The sequence below is a fragment of the Marinobacter guineae genome (assembly GCF_002744735.1).
In the GTDB taxonomy this organism is placed as follows: Bacteria; Pseudomonadota; Gammaproteobacteria; order Pseudomonadales; family Oleiphilaceae; genus Marinobacter; species Marinobacter guineae.
In genome coordinates, this window is sequence record NZ_KZ319340.1 from 1,194,389 (window position 1) to 1,207,246 (window position 12,858).

12 protein-coding genes are annotated in these 12,858 nt (G+C 59.9%); 3 read left to right on the forward strand and 9 right to left on the reverse strand.

Annotated features, from left to right (window positions below):
- Window positions 1-129 precede the first annotated feature (129 nt).
- A complete protein-coding gene (locus tag CLH62_RS13460) occupies window positions 130-744 on the forward strand; it encodes a DUF4202 domain-containing protein (RefSeq protein WP_099618646.1) in 615 nt (204 codons plus the stop codon).
- A 134-nt stretch (window positions 745-878) separates the two neighbouring features.
- Here CLH62_RS13460 and trpC read toward each other — a convergent pair whose 3' ends face one another.
- The 6 genes from trpC to rpe all read right to left on the reverse strand — a co-directional run bounded on the left by trpC (window position 879) and on the right by rpe (window position 6,675).
- Entirely contained in the window at window positions 879-1,700 is an 822-nt protein-coding gene (gene trpC, locus CLH62_RS13465; RefSeq protein WP_099618647.1) for an indole-3-glycerol phosphate synthase TrpC, read from the reverse strand.
- Between the two features lie 244 nt (window positions 1,701-1,944).
- Window positions 1,945-2,973: an anthranilate phosphoribosyltransferase gene (gene trpD, locus CLH62_RS13470; RefSeq protein ID WP_099618648.1), complete on the reverse strand. Its 1,029-nt coding sequence runs from the start codon at window positions 2,971-2,973 to the stop codon at window positions 1,945-1,947.
- Between the two features lie 11 nt (window positions 2,974-2,984).
- Window positions 2,985-3,566 (reverse strand): aminodeoxychorismate/anthranilate synthase component II, encoded by a 582-nt coding sequence (locus CLH62_RS13475; protein ID WP_099618649.1) that lies wholly within the window; start codon window positions 3,564-3,566, stop codon window positions 2,985-2,987.
- 16 nt (window positions 3,567-3,582) lie between these two features.
- A complete protein-coding gene (trpE, locus tag CLH62_RS13480) occupies window positions 3,583-5,070 on the reverse strand; it encodes an anthranilate synthase component I (protein ID WP_099618650.1) in 1,488 nt (495 codons plus the stop codon).
- Window positions 5,071-5,302: 232 nt separating this feature from the next.
- Complete coding sequence (locus CLH62_RS13485; protein ID WP_099618651.1) at window positions 5,303-5,992, reverse strand: phosphoglycolate phosphatase; 690 nt, start codon at window positions 5,990-5,992, stop codon at window positions 5,303-5,305.
- Window positions 5,989-6,675 (reverse strand): ribulose-phosphate 3-epimerase, encoded by a 687-nt coding sequence (rpe, locus tag CLH62_RS13490; protein ID WP_099618652.1) that lies wholly within the window; start codon window positions 6,673-6,675, stop codon window positions 5,989-5,991. Before rpe ends, CLH62_RS13485 begins: the two co-directional genes overlap by 4 nt.
- A 161-nt stretch (window positions 6,676-6,836) precedes the next feature.
- On the opposite strand from rpe, the gene CLH62_RS13495 reads away from it, so the two are divergent.
- On the forward strand, window positions 6,837-7,733 hold the full coding sequence (locus tag CLH62_RS13495; RefSeq protein ID WP_228152844.1) for a DUF3530 family protein: 897 nt from the start codon (window positions 6,837-6,839) through the stop codon (window positions 7,731-7,733).
- 8 nt (window positions 7,734-7,741) lie between these two features.
- On the opposite strand, the gene CLH62_RS13500 is transcribed toward CLH62_RS13495, so the two are convergent.
- From CLH62_RS13500 to CLH62_RS13510, 3 genes are read right to left on the reverse strand one after another with little or no spacing between them, the layout of a single operon-like run.
- Window positions 7,742-8,500 (reverse strand): DnaJ domain-containing protein, encoded by a 759-nt coding sequence (locus CLH62_RS13500; protein ID WP_170005802.1) that lies wholly within the window; start codon window positions 8,498-8,500, stop codon window positions 7,742-7,744.
- Between the two features lie 4 nt (window positions 8,501-8,504).
- Window positions 8,505-9,185, reverse strand: a complete 681-nt coding sequence (murU, locus tag CLH62_RS13505; RefSeq protein ID WP_099618654.1) for an N-acetylmuramate alpha-1-phosphate uridylyltransferase MurU — start codon at window positions 9,183-9,185, stop codon at window positions 8,505-8,507.
- Between the two features lies 1 nt (window position 9,186).
- Entirely contained in the window at window positions 9,187-10,233 is a 1,047-nt protein-coding gene (locus CLH62_RS13510; protein WP_099618655.1) for an aminoglycoside phosphotransferase family protein, read from the reverse strand.
- A 245-nt stretch (window positions 10,234-10,478) separates the two neighbouring features.
- On the opposite strand from CLH62_RS13510, the gene CLH62_RS13515 reads away from it, so the two are divergent.
- Entirely contained in the window at window positions 10,479-12,800 is a 2,322-nt protein-coding gene (locus CLH62_RS13515) for an LPS-assembly protein LptD (protein ID WP_228152858.1), read from the forward strand.
- Window positions 12,801-12,858 lie beyond the last annotated feature (58 nt).

The window sequence follows — 12,858 nt, forward strand, 5'->3', positions numbered from 1 at the left end:
ATTTGGAGTAACGGGCGCAGGGCGGAGTGTGTTTTAGGTGGTAGAGGCCCTGTTGTCAAAACGCTAGAATGAAGCGCCGCTCGGAACCAGTTCAGGCGGTGTTTCACTTCTTTATCAGGTACACGCCTCATGCCACAGTCCCCACGCCTGCAATGCGCTCTGGATGCCATCGATGAAGCCAATCTGGCAGATCCGAACCGGGAACAGGTTGGCGACGAGCTGCTTCCCAAGGAGTATGCCTATAGCCTGCATATGACTCGCTGGTTGTTCGAGCTGGAGGCCGATCCATCAGAGCGCATGCAGATCGCCTGCCGGGCCCAGCACATCGAGCGCTGGACGATGCCGCGCAAGGATTACCCGGAGGGCCGCAAGGCCTACTATCAATGGCGCCAGGCCTGTGGCCGGATGCATGGGCGCCGGGCGGCGGAAATCATGGCGGACTGTGGCTACCCTGCGGGCGAATGCGAGCGGGTGGAAACGATTCTGACCAAGCGCGAGCTCCGGCAGGATGAGGACACCCAGCTTCTTGAGGATGTTGCCTGCATGGTGTTCCTTGAGCGTTATTTCGCGGATTTCTACGAAGAAAAGGCGGATTACGACCGGGAGAAGTGGCTACGCATCGTGCGCCGGACCTGGGGCAAGATGTCACCCCGTGGGCATGAGGCGGCGCTCAGGCTTGCTGAGGGAATGCCGGCGCATTTATTGGCGTTGCTACAGGAAGCTTTGTCGGAACCTGAGGCCTGATGGGTGCATGCGAGTCAGCGGGTAAGGCTTGCCAAAATACGCTGTAAATACGTCCGTGTACGCTCGGCTCCGCCATCCATGGCTCCGCACGATTTTGGCAAGCCTTACCCGCTGACTCACCCCATCTGAAGGAGTCAGCCCTCAGGGAAAAACAGCTCTTGGAGTTTTTGTCCCGGTTCCTTTGCTCGCATAAACGATTCACCGACCAAAAAGCCATAAATGCCACGGCTGGTCATCGCGCCCACATCATTTCTGGTCATGATGCCGCTTTCGGTGATGGTGAGGCGATCTGCAGAAATCCGCTCGTGCAAATCGAAGGTGGTGTCCAGGGAAACATCGAAGGTGTGGAGGTTACGGTTGTTAATGCCCACCAGTGGTGTTTTCAGGGTTAGTGCATCATCCAGTTCCTCACCGTTGTGCACTTCCACCAGAACATCCAGACCGATGTCGTGGGCGATGCCTTCGAGTTCCTGCACCTGGTCCCTGGTGAGGCAGGCAGCGATCAGCAGGATGCAGTCGGCCCCGATAGCCCGGCTTTCATAGACCTGGTAGGGCGCGACCATGAAGTCCTTTCGGATCACCGGTAGACTGCAGGCATTGCGGGCGGCGACCAGATAGTCCTCGTGGCCCTGGAAGAAATCTTTGTCGGTGAGCACCGACAGACAGGCGGCGCCGCCTTTTTCGTAGCTTTCGGCAATGGCTTCCGGTTCGAACGGGTCACGGAGAATGCCCTTGCTGGGCGAGGCCTTCTTGATTTCGGCGATGACGGCGGGCGTTCGGGCTTCAATCCGCGTACGCAAGGCATTCGCGAAGCCTCTCGCCGTCGGCAGGTCTCCCGCCATGGCCTTTAAGTCGTCGATGCTGACCTTGGTCTTGCGCTCGTCGATTTCTTCCCACTTCCGATCAACGATCTTCCGAAGAATCGTAGGTGTCTTTTCCAAATGTCTGTCAGTCATATCAGGCCCGTAAAAAGTATGCGAGAGGTGGTGGGGTGTCCCTTCCGAAACTGTCTGCAGCCATGGATGGCTGCAGCCAAGCCCTACATGGGTTCGACCGAGCGCTTATGAAGCAAAGCTTCATGCGAAAGGCGAACGGCAACAATCTGCGATTGTTGACTGGACCCCGCCAGGGGGATTCACGGGCGTGTTTCGGAAGGGACACCCCACCAGCTCGTCCGGCTGCAATCTCAGCAGGCCGGGATCAAAAACATTGAGAAAAGTCAGCCAACTCGGACATCTTGCCCGCCGCCAGACCAGAACCCATAGCGTCCAGTGCCATATCCACACCTTCTTTGGCTGTGCCTGCCAGACCGGCGACGTAGATGGCCGCGCCGGCGTTCAGGGCAATCAGATCCCGGGCCTTCTCGGCCATCTCATCGTGACCACGGCCAAAGGCGGCCTTGATCAGGGCGAGAGACTCGTCCGCGGTGTCCACGCTCAGGCCCATCAGCGACTGGCTCTTGATGCCCAGGTCTTCCGGGGTGATATCGTATTCGGTAATTTTGCCATTTTTCAGTTCCGCCACATGGGTGGCACTGGCCAGGCTGATTTCATCCAGACCGTCCTTTGAACATACCACCATGATGTGCTCCGCACCCAGGCGTTGAAGCACCTCCGCCATCGGCCGGCAGAGTTCCCGGGTGAATACGCCCACGAGCTGACGTTTAACGCCTGCCGGATTGGTCATCGGGCCGAGGATGTTGAAGAGGGTGCGGCAGCCCAGTTCCTTGCGGGGGCCGATGGCGTGTTTCATGGCGCCGTGGTGGGCCGGGGCGAACATGAAGCCGACGCCGATTTCCTCGACGCAGCGGGCCACTTCCTCGGGTTTCATGCTGAGGTTGATGCCCACTTTTTCCAGCAGATCTGCGCTGCCACTTTTTGAGGATACGGCCCGGTTGCCATGCTTGGCCACGAAACCGCCGGCCGCCGCCACCACGAAGGATGCGGCAGAGGATACGTTGAAGAGGTTGGCGCCATCACCGCCGGTGCCGACTATATCGACCAGAGGCTCGGCGTTCACGGTGACCTTTGTCGCCAACTCGCGCATTACCTCAGTCGCACCGGTGATTTCGTCGATGGTTTCGCTTTTCAGGCGCAGCCCCATAAGAAACGCGCCGATCTGGGCGTCCGTCGCCTCGCCGTTCATGACGATGCGCATCACGTCCTTCATTTCCTCCCGGGACAGGTCCAGGTTGGAGGCAATGCGGTTGAGAGCTTCTTTCATGTCCATGTGTCGGCCTCTTATTGGGTTCTCAGAAAGTTGCGCAGCAGCTCGTGACCCTGCTCGGTCATAATAGATTCCGGATGGAACTGCACGCCCTCGATTGGCAATGTCCTGTGGCGCACCCCCATGATTTCCTCGATGGAGCCATCGTCGTTGCGGGTCCAGGCGGTCACTTCCAGGCAGTCTGGCAGGGTGGTCTTGTCGATCACCAGGCTATGGTAGCGGGTGGCCTGCAGAGGGTTACTCAGGCCCCGGAAAACCCCGGTGTCCTTGTGGAACACCGGCGACACTTTGCCATGCATCACCCGCCCGGCGCGAATGATGTCGCCGCCGTACACCTGGCCAATGGCCTGGTGGCCCAGGCAGATACCCAGGATAGGCAGCTTGCCGGCAAAGTGGCGGATGGCTGCCATGGAGATGCCGGCCTCGTTGGGGGTGCAAGGGCCGGGGGAGATCACCAGGCGCTCAGGCTTCAGGGCTTCAATTTCTTCAATGGTGATTTCATCGTTGCGGTACACCTGTACGTCTGCGCCCAGCTCCGCCAGGTACTGCACCACGTTGTAGGTGAAGGAATCGTAGTTATCGATCATCAGCAACATAATCCGTTCCTCCGCCTCAGTGGTCGAAATCGTTGTAGGTCATGGCGACCGCGCGGAAAATGGCGCGGCCTTTGTTCATGGTTTCCTTCCACTCAAGACGGGGCACCGAATCGGCCACCACGCCGGCGCCGGCCTGGATATGCAGGGTTTTGTCCTTGATCACGGCGGTACGGATGGCGATGGCCGTGTCCATGTTGCCGTTGAACGACAGGTAACCCACGGCACCGCCGTAAACGCCGCGTTTGACCGGCTCCAGCTCGTCGATGATTTCCATGGCCCGGATCTTCGGTGCACCACTGAGGGTGCCGGCGGGCAGGGTGGCGCGCAGGACATCCAGGCAGCTGGTGTTCTCTTTCAGGCGGCCGGTGACATTGGAGACAATGTGCATCACGTGGGAGTAGCGCTCCACGATCATCTTGTCGGTCAGGCGCACGGTGCCGGTTTCCGATACCCGGCCGGCGTCGTTGCGGCCCAGGTCGATCAGCATCAGGTGCTCGGCAATTTCCTTGGGGTCAGCCAGCAGCTCGGTTTCCAGCGCCTTGTCCTCGGCATCGGTGGCGCCACGCTTGCGGGTACCGGCGATGGGCCGCACGGTGACTTCCTCGTCTTCCACACGGGCCAGGATTTCCGGGGAGGAGCCAACGATGTGGAAGTCCTCCAGATCCAGGAAATACATGTAGGGGGACGGGTTCAATACCCGAAGCGAGCGGTACAGGTTCAGCGGTGGCGCCTCGAAAGGAATCGACATGCGCTGGGAGATCACGGTCTGCATGACATCGCCGTCGAGCACATAGCCCTTGATCTTGTCCACTGCGGCTTCGAATTTGTCCTGGGTAAAGCCGGAGATGAAGTCGCTCTCATCCACTGTCTTGCCACGAAGGTGTTCGGGAGTACGTGGCGCGTCGGCGGTTTGCCGGTGCAGACGGTTCTCCAGTTCATCAATTCGAGTCTGGGCCTTGTCAAAGGCGCCTTCCAAGGCAGGATCGGCATGCACAATCAGGTGCAGTTTGCCGCGCAGGTTGTCGAAAACCACGATCTCGTTGGACACCATCAGCAGGATGTCCGGCGTGCCGATGCGATCGGGCGGACAACTCTTTCGCAGCCGCTTTTCGATGTAGCGCACGGTGTCGTATCCGAAGTAGCCCACCAGGCCGCCGTTGAAGCGGGGCAGCTCGTCCAGGTCCGGTGCGTGGAAGCGCTTCTGGTAGGTCTCGACGAAGGCCAGTGGGTCGTCCACCTCGTTTGTTTCCACAATCTCACCGCCGCGGCTGATCTCTACACGGTGATCAAATACCTTCAGCACTTCGTGGCTGGGTAAACCGATAATCGAGTAACGGCCCCATTTTTCGCCGCCCTGAACGGATTCAAACAGGTAGGAATAAGGCCCGCTGGCCAGCTTGAGGTAGGTGCTCAGAGGTGTGTCGAGGTCGGCCAGCACTTCGCGGTAAACGGGGATGCGGTTAAAGCCGGCGCCGGCGAGCTCGGAGAATTGCTCGGGTGTCATGGTACGGTTTCCTGAATCTGATCTGCATTGTGGACGAAAGCCTGGTGCTTCCATCAGGTGCTGCGGTCTCGACAGGCAGGTGCCAGTCAGCCGCCGGGCTTGCTCAGCCAGTGCGCCATCGCCACCATCGTGTCGCGCGGGTGGTCAGGATGCCTCGCGCTGCAATCAGATTCAGTCCCTGCACGGCAGGAATCTCCCGTAAAGAAGTGCTCAATGTAAGTTCCTTGTGAGATTACAAAAGCTCGGCCAGCGAATCAACAACTGCGTCGGCGCCGAGCGTATCGACCGCAGGCCCATAGTTGTAACCGTAGCGGACTGCCACGCAGGGTATGCCGGCCGCTAATGCCGCGTTAATGTCTGTTGCGGAATCCCCCACCATCACCGTGGTACCGCGGGTTCCGCCCAAAGCCTCCATGGCATGAAGCAGCGGAGCCGGGTCCGGTTTTTTCACCGGCAGGGTGTCACCGCCAACGCTCAGGTCGAACCAGTGATCGAGGCCCATCTGCTCGAGCAGGGGCGCCACAAACTGTTCCGGTTTATTAGTGACCACGCCCAGCCGACAGCCCTGCTGTTTCAGGTGGGTCAGGCACGCTTCGACACCGGCATAGACCACCGAATGCCGGCCATTAAGGGTGCCATAGGCGTGGTAAAAAATCGCCAGGGCGTCCTTGAACAAGGCGTCGTCTTTCGGCCGTGCCGGTTCCCAGTCCACCTGCCCGGCCAGGGCACGGCGCACCAGAATACTCGCGCCGTTGCCGACCCACTGCCGTACCCGATCAATACCGACCGGTGAACGGCCCAGGTGCTCCAGCATCTGGTCGACAGCCGCCGACAGATCCGGCGCACTGTCCACCAGGGTGCCGTCCAGGTCGAACAGGGCAACGCCCGGCCAGCGGGTACTGAACAATCCCGCCAGGCTCATTGGCTGATGACCTTGCGGGCCTGCTCGAGTTCTTCGCGCATGGCGTCGATGGTGGCCTTGTAGTCATCGGTGTTGAAGATGGCGGAACCGGCCACAAAAGTATCCGCCCCGGCTTCGGCGATTTCACGAATGTTGTCAGTCTTCACGCCACCGTCTATTTCCAGCCGGATGTTGAAGTTGCTGGCATCAATACGCTTGCGGGCTTCCCGCAGCTTGTCCAGGGTACCGGGAATGAACTTCTGGCCGCCGAAACCGGGGTTCACGGACATCAGTAGAACCATGTCCAGCTTGTCCATGACATGATCCATGTAATGCAGCGGTGTGGCCGGGTTGAACACCAGGCCGGCCTGGCAGCCACCCTCACGGATCAGCTGCAAAGATCGATCGATGTGGTTGGACGCTTCCGGATGGAAGGTGATGTAACTGGCGCCGGCATCAATGAACATGCGGATCAGGTCGTCTACCGGTGAGACCATCAGGTGGACATCAATGGGAGCCGTTACCCCGTGTTTGCGAAGCGCCTCACATACCATGGGACCGATGGTCAGGTTGGGTACGTAGTGATTGTCCATTACATCGAAGTGCACAACATCGGCGCCGGCGGCCAGGACATTGTCAACTTCCTCGCCCAGACGGGCAAAATCGGCGGACAGGATGGATGGGGCAATCAGGTAAGGGTTCATGACGGCTCTCTCACAACAATGAATAATGGCGTGGTCAGCGGCCCCTGCCGCATAGTCAAAGCGAGTGCTAGTCTAACAGCTCAGTCGTGTTTTTCGCAGTCAAAGGGTCAGGATCTGTGCATAGAATCGAGGTTTGTAGACATCCGGTCAGGTGGCTTTTTGTGGTGGCTGCGTTGGTCGCTGTGGCGCTACCGGCGGGGGGCGCCCAGGAAGAAGAGTCGGCTGAGCAGGCGCCGACGGTATCGGTCACGGAGCCCGCGAATCGGTTCCTGATCTGGACGGGCACCGGTGAACGAGGGCTGAGCCAGACGTTTCCCGAGGCCGGGGTCTGGCTGGAGCTTGAAGAGGGCGAGCGCGCGTTGGGGCTGTTTTATCCTGAGATCAGGCTGCCGGCCCGGGGCGCCGTGGTGGTTCTGGCTGATGAAGGTGAAACTGCCGCATCCGGATTGGCGGGAGCAATGGCCAGGGCATTGTCTGCGAGGGGGTGGGCGGTGTTGACGCTTGGCCTGGAAGCCTCGTCTCCTGCCTTGCAAAGAATACTGGTGCGACCAGTTGTGAGTGCCCCGGGGCAGGAAGTAAATGATGAAGCGCCCACCGAGTCGGTGATGATTGACGTTATGCAGCCGGAAAATGCGGATGATCTGGAGGCCCGCTACCGCAACCGGATCAGCCAGGTCCTGGAGGCAGGACTGGCCGAACTGATCGACCGGGGCTACGAGACGCCGGTGCTTTTGGGTATCGGCCGGGCGAGCATTCATGTGACCAACCGGATCCTGGAGGGCGCGAGCGCGTCGGCCCTGGTCTGGGTCGCGCCCCGGTTTTATCCCGTTGACCGCGTGGACTTGCCAGAGCGCCTGGCTTCGCTCGGCATCGCGTTGCTGGATCTTCATCCGGCAGGGTCAAGAGGTGATGAGGCGGGTTGGAGTACCGGTGAGAAGCTGCTTCGGGCAGGTGTTGGCGGCTACCAGCGGCAACCGATCCCCTGGTTCAGCCCTCCCTCGGTGGCACTTGGTGATGTTATAGCCAGCCGCGTTGCGGCCTGGTTGGAATCCCGCTGAAATAATGCTCAGCCGGCGGCGTGGTGACGCTTTATCAGCTCCCAGGCCTGCTGATAATTCAACAATCGTTCCTTGGCCAGACTTTTTTCGCTGGCACTGACCTGCTGCTGCGCCAGCTTGTCTGGATGGCATTCGGACACTTTTTTGCGGTAGGCCCGCTTGATGACTTCCAGTGAATCCCGCCGGGTAACCCCCAGCAGCTCGCAGGCCTGCTGATAACTGGTTGGTTTGGAGATGCTCTTTGTGTAGCGAGCCCAGACCTTGCTGGCGTAGCTGTTAAAGATGTCTTCACTGACGCCTACGGGCAGACCAATCTGGTCTATGGCGTCCTCACAGCGGTAACGCCGGGGTTTGCCGGGGCGGCCGCTGAGCTGGCTGGCGTGACACAGGCAGATGGCGGTTTTCAGGGCCGGCGCCGGCCAGAGTCGTCTCGACAGCCTCAGGGCCAGGCCTCGTAAAAAGGGCAGTTTCTCGGCGGCTTTGCCCTGCTGAAACCAGCCGATGGCCCGTCGGCGCTGGCGCGCCGACAGCTTCATGGCTTTGATGAGCGATTCTGCGTTGCCAATGTCGGCTTCGGTGACCCGGCCTTCCGCCCTGGCAATGTAGCCCAGGAAAAAGAACAGGGGCCGCCGGCACCAGCGGGGAAGCTGGGCCCGCTCAATCAGGGCTGGGGCCTGATGGCCGCACGCCGAGAGTTCCCGCATCAGGCTGGAAAATTCGGCTTCCATTCGGGCCGGCAGTACGGGTTGTTTGTCACTGCTTGCCATGGTCTCAGGAGCTCCCGCCGCGAAGTTGTTGGTCCAGCGCTCTGAGTCGTTCCGGGGTCCCGACATCCACCCATCGGCCCGGATGGTAGAGGCCCTCCACGCGGCCCTCGCTCATGGCTCTTCGCAGGACCGGCCCCAGTTTGCCGGCCTGGTCCGTCAGACCCTTAAACAGGCGACGGTGCAAAAGGCTGATGCCAGTGAAGGTCAGGCTGTCAGGGCCGGATTCGGCCAACACACCCTCTGGCGCAAGATAAAAGTCGCCCTCGGGATGGTGTGGTGGATTATCGGTGACCACCAGCAATGCGTCTGACTGCTCTGGTGGTTTGAGCCTGGACAGTTCAAAGTCGCTCCAGATGTCACCATTGATCACCAGGAACCAGTCGGATTCACCCCCAGTGATTAGTGGAAGGGCTCGGACGATGCCTCCGGCGGTTTCAAGGGGCTCACCCTCCCGGGAGTAACGCAGGGAAAGGCCAAACCGATCCCCATTGCCCAGGGTTTCTTCAATCTGGTCGCCCAGCCAGGCGTGATTGATGATTACTTCGCTGAATCCCGCACGGTGCAGGTGCTCAAGGTGGTGAACAATCAGCGGCTTGCCCCCGGCGCAAAGCAGGGGTTTGGGGGTGGCCAGGGTCAGCGGCCGCATGCGTTCGCCTCTGCCAGCTGCGAGAATCATCGCTTTCACTTCAGTGGTGCTCCTGTTCCTGCTTCGGGGCCGGGCCTATGTTGGCCTCGATAAGGGGCATTACCCGGTCGCTGAGCCATTCGTGAAAATGGCGCAGGGCTGGCTGCCGGCTGCTGGCAACGATCAGGTACTGAACCGTGCGGGGAATGTCATTCAGGAAACTGTGCTTGCCGTCCCGGATGGACAGGCGTGCGAATATTCCGGCCGCCTTCAGGTGCCGTTGCATGCCCATCAATTCGAACCACTGGCGGAAAGTTTCCCGGTCTGCCCGGTGTAGTCCGGCTTCACGGCTGCTTTGGCGATATACCTCCAGCCAGTTGCAGATGCGACCTTCGGGCCACTGGACATAGCAATCTTTGAGCAGTGAGACCACATCGTAGGTCACTGGCCCGGCCACCGCGTCCTGAAAATCGATGACGCCAGGGCGGGCTTCACCCGGACGCACCAGCAGGTTACGGGAGTGATAGTCGCGGTGGACGGTAACTTCTGGCTGGGCAAGCGCGCTTTCACGGAGTATGGAAAAGGTGGTGTCCAGTAAGGCCTTTTCGCTGTTTTCGAGATTCATGCCCAGCTGCTGTTCCAGTAACCAGTCCGGGAACAGCGCCATTTCCCGATCAAGCAATGTGGCATCGTAGGGCGGTAGCGGGTAGTCGGCGGGCGAGGTCTGCCGCGCAATCAGGGTCAGTTCATCCAGCGCATTCCGGTAAAGCTGGTCCGCAGAGTCATCGGTCAGCTGCGCAAGCATCAGCTGGTCACCAAAATCCTCCAGCAGCAGAAAGCCCTGTTTCAAATCCGCCTGCATAATGTCCGGCACCGCCACGCCTTGTCGGTGCCAGTGCCGGGCGATGGCTACAAAGGGAACGCAGTCTTCGTGTTCTGGCGGCGCATCCATCACGATAAAGGGTCTGGGCTCATTCTGGCCCACACCCTGCCAGACCCGGAAATAACGGCGAAAACTGGCGTCGCCGGAAACCGGTTCGGCCTTGCATCGCTCAAAGCCGGGAAACTGTCTGACCCATTCGGTCAGCAACTGCAGGCGGGTGTCCATAGTTCGGGTTGCGATCCTTTAAATTAAGTTGTCGCTGACTGGGAAAGTTAGCAGACGAGTATAAAGAGGGTAAAACGGTTTTGCAGCGGAGTTTCCGTTAACAACCCCGGAGGGCACGTGTAAACTAGGCGGCGTTCAGCGTTGCCCGCACTCTCATTCACCCGGAACAGGATCCAGCCACCGTGCCATGTCCCGAACGCCCACTGCAGACGCCGAAAAACCGGTGGCAGAGCCGGTATGGCCGATTGCTGTTGGCTGGCACGCTGGGGCTCGGGTGCGCCACTGGCTATGCTGAAACGCCGCCCTCGGCGGCGGAGATTGACTGGCGGCCAAGGGCAGAATTGCCGGAAAAGGCCAGGTTGGCATTGCCCGTGTTCTGTGATGGCGGCTACCTGCCGTCCGGCGATGGTGAAGGCGTGGGCAGCGCCTTCGCCGGAGGCGTTGACGCGGAACAGCCCCTGGAGGCCAGTGGCCTGAATGCCCGCTACGAGATAGATCAGGAGCTCTTCCTTCAGGGCGATGTCCGCATTCGACAGGGTCAGTTCCAGGTAACGGGTTCGGAAGCAAGATACAGTCAGGCCGAGGGGACGGTGTCGGTTCAGGGGCCTCTGGTGAGCCGAGGCACTGGCTTCCTGCTGACTGGTGACAGCGCGAATTACAGCGTTGAGACCGGACGCCTCGACGTCAACACCGCCACTTTTTTACTCCATGGTCCGGAAATGCGCGGCCGGGCCGGCAGTCTGGCACGGCTCAGCGAGCAACAGGTCGTGATTGAGGACGGGCTACTGACCACCTGCGGCCCGGGGCAGAATGACTGGGCGATCGTTGCCTCGGAGATCAAACTGGATCGGGCGGAGGGGTTTGGCACTGCCAGGCACGTTCGCCTCGAGGTTCTGGATATGCCGGTTTTCTATTGGCCCTGGGCCAGCTTTCCCATTGATGACCGCCGGAAATCCGGTTTCCTGTACCCCCAGTTCGGTTCCTCCAGTGCTGGAAGCGGCGGCTTTCTCGCAGTGCCTTATTACCTGAATCTGGCGCCGCACTATGACGCCACACTCACGCCCCAGTACATTCACGGCCGGGGCCTGTTCAACGAGGCGGAAGGCCGGTACCTGAGCTCCCTTGGCCAGACGGTTCTGCAGTTGGGTTACATCGGCAACGACTCGGCATACGAGGAAGAGAACCCCGGTGAGTCGGGCGAGCGCTGGGCCCTGGATGCCACAACAAGGGCAAACTTCGGCAGTGGCTGGTCCGGTTACGGAGATTTCTCCGCGGTGAGTGACGACGATTATCTCAGCGACCTGAATCGCAGCCTGGCAATCAACCAGGCAACGCACCTTCAGCGCAAAGGTGGCTTTACCTATCGCAGTGCCCAGCAATATTTCGACGCCTATCTGAACGATTACCAGACCATCAGCGAGCGTATCACCAACCAGAACAAACCCTACGCCCAGCTGCCAAATGTGATCTACGCGGGTCAGGCGGAAGCGGGCGTGTTCGAGACCAATCTGGACAGTCAGTACACGGTTTTCTATCGGGAAAATGAAGGCCTGACAGGCCTGGACCGGGCCAATGGCCAGCGTTTTCGGGCGAGGCCGGAGCTGGCTTTGCCCATGAGAGCCCTATGGGGCTTCAGCCGGCCTTCGTTTAGCGTTGATTATACCCGTTATGAGCTTGAAGATTACGATCTTGGCGACGGTTCCTTTGATCGAACCGTGCCGGTTGCCGAATGGGACAATGGTTTGTATTTCGACCGACAGGGGCGCGTGTTCGATGTGCCCTACAACCAGACCCTCGAGCCGAGGCTGTATTACGCCTGGGCCGATGCCGAAGCCGACCAGAATGATATTCCGGACTTTGATACGGCACTTCAGACATTCCGCTTTGACCAGCTATTCCGGCCGGACCGTTTTACAGGTGGCGACCGGGTTGGCGATACCAACCAGTTGACCGTCGCCCTGACCAGCCGTTTCAATGACCTGCTCACAGGAGCCGAGCGTGCCCGGTTCAGTCTCGGCCAGGTGCACTATTTCGAGGATCGTGAGGTCACCCTGTTCGGTGAGGGTGGAGGTACCCGGAGCCGCTCGCCGCTGGCGGGGGAAGTGGTGCTCAATCCGCTGGAAACCCTGGAAATCCGGTCTTCCGGTCTGTGGGATCCTGATACCGGTAAGACCGAAGAGGGTCGAAGTCAGCTGACTTTCCATTCCAGCGACTATCGTTACCTGGCCAGCCTGGGCCACACCTACAGCCGGGACGAACTGGAACAATCGGACATTGCGGCCGTTTTCCCGGTGTCGGATCGTGTTAGTCTCATCGGCCGCTGGGTCTACGACTCGGATCTTGATCGCACGGTAGGCTCCCTGGCGGGTCTGGAATATAACAACTGCTGCTGGAGTGTTCAGGTGGTTCACCAGAATTACCTGACCGACGACAGGGAGCTTGAGAGCCGAATCCTTTTCCAGGTTCAGCTCAAGGGTCTGGGTGGCAGTGGCGGTGCCTCGTCGCGGATTTCCGAGGCGATTTACGGGTTTGATGAAAGGGAGAGCCGCCGGTATGGAACTCCCTGACCGGGAGCTGGACTAAGCCCCTTACCGGCGTGCAGGCTCACATTCCATTTGCAGAGGT

Coding starts and splice junctions, on each gene's coding strand:
- CLH62_RS13510 (WP_099618655.1), bottom strand. CDS start 10,233: ATGGACACCCGCCTGCAGTTGCTGACCGAATGGGTCAGACAGTTTCCC.
- CLH62_RS13460 (WP_099618646.1), top strand. CDS start 130: ATGCCACAGTCCCCACGCCTGCAATGCGCTCTGGATGCCATCGATGAA.
- CLH62_RS13500 (WP_170005802.1), bottom strand. CDS start 8,500: ATGGCAAGCAGTGACAAACAACCCGTACTGCCGGCCCGAATGGAAGCC.
- trpC (WP_099618647.1), bottom strand. CDS start 1,700: ATGACTGACAGACATTTGGAAAAGACACCTACGATTCTTCGGAAGATC.
- rpe (WP_099618652.1), bottom strand. CDS start 6,675: ATGAACCCTTACCTGATTGCCCCATCCATCCTGTCCGCCGATTTTGCC.
- trpE (WP_099618650.1), bottom strand. CDS start 5,070: ATGACACCCGAGCAATTCTCCGAGCTCGCCGGCGCCGGCTTTAACCGC.
- trpD (WP_099618648.1), bottom strand. CDS start 2,973: ATGGACATGAAAGAAGCTCTCAACCGCATTGCCTCCAACCTGGACCTG.
- CLH62_RS13485 (WP_099618651.1), bottom strand. CDS start 5,992: ATGAGCCTGGCGGGATTGTTCAGTACCCGCTGGCCGGGCGTTGCCCTG.
- CLH62_RS13475 (WP_099618649.1), bottom strand. CDS start 3,566: ATGTTGCTGATGATCGATAACTACGATTCCTTCACCTACAACGTGGTG.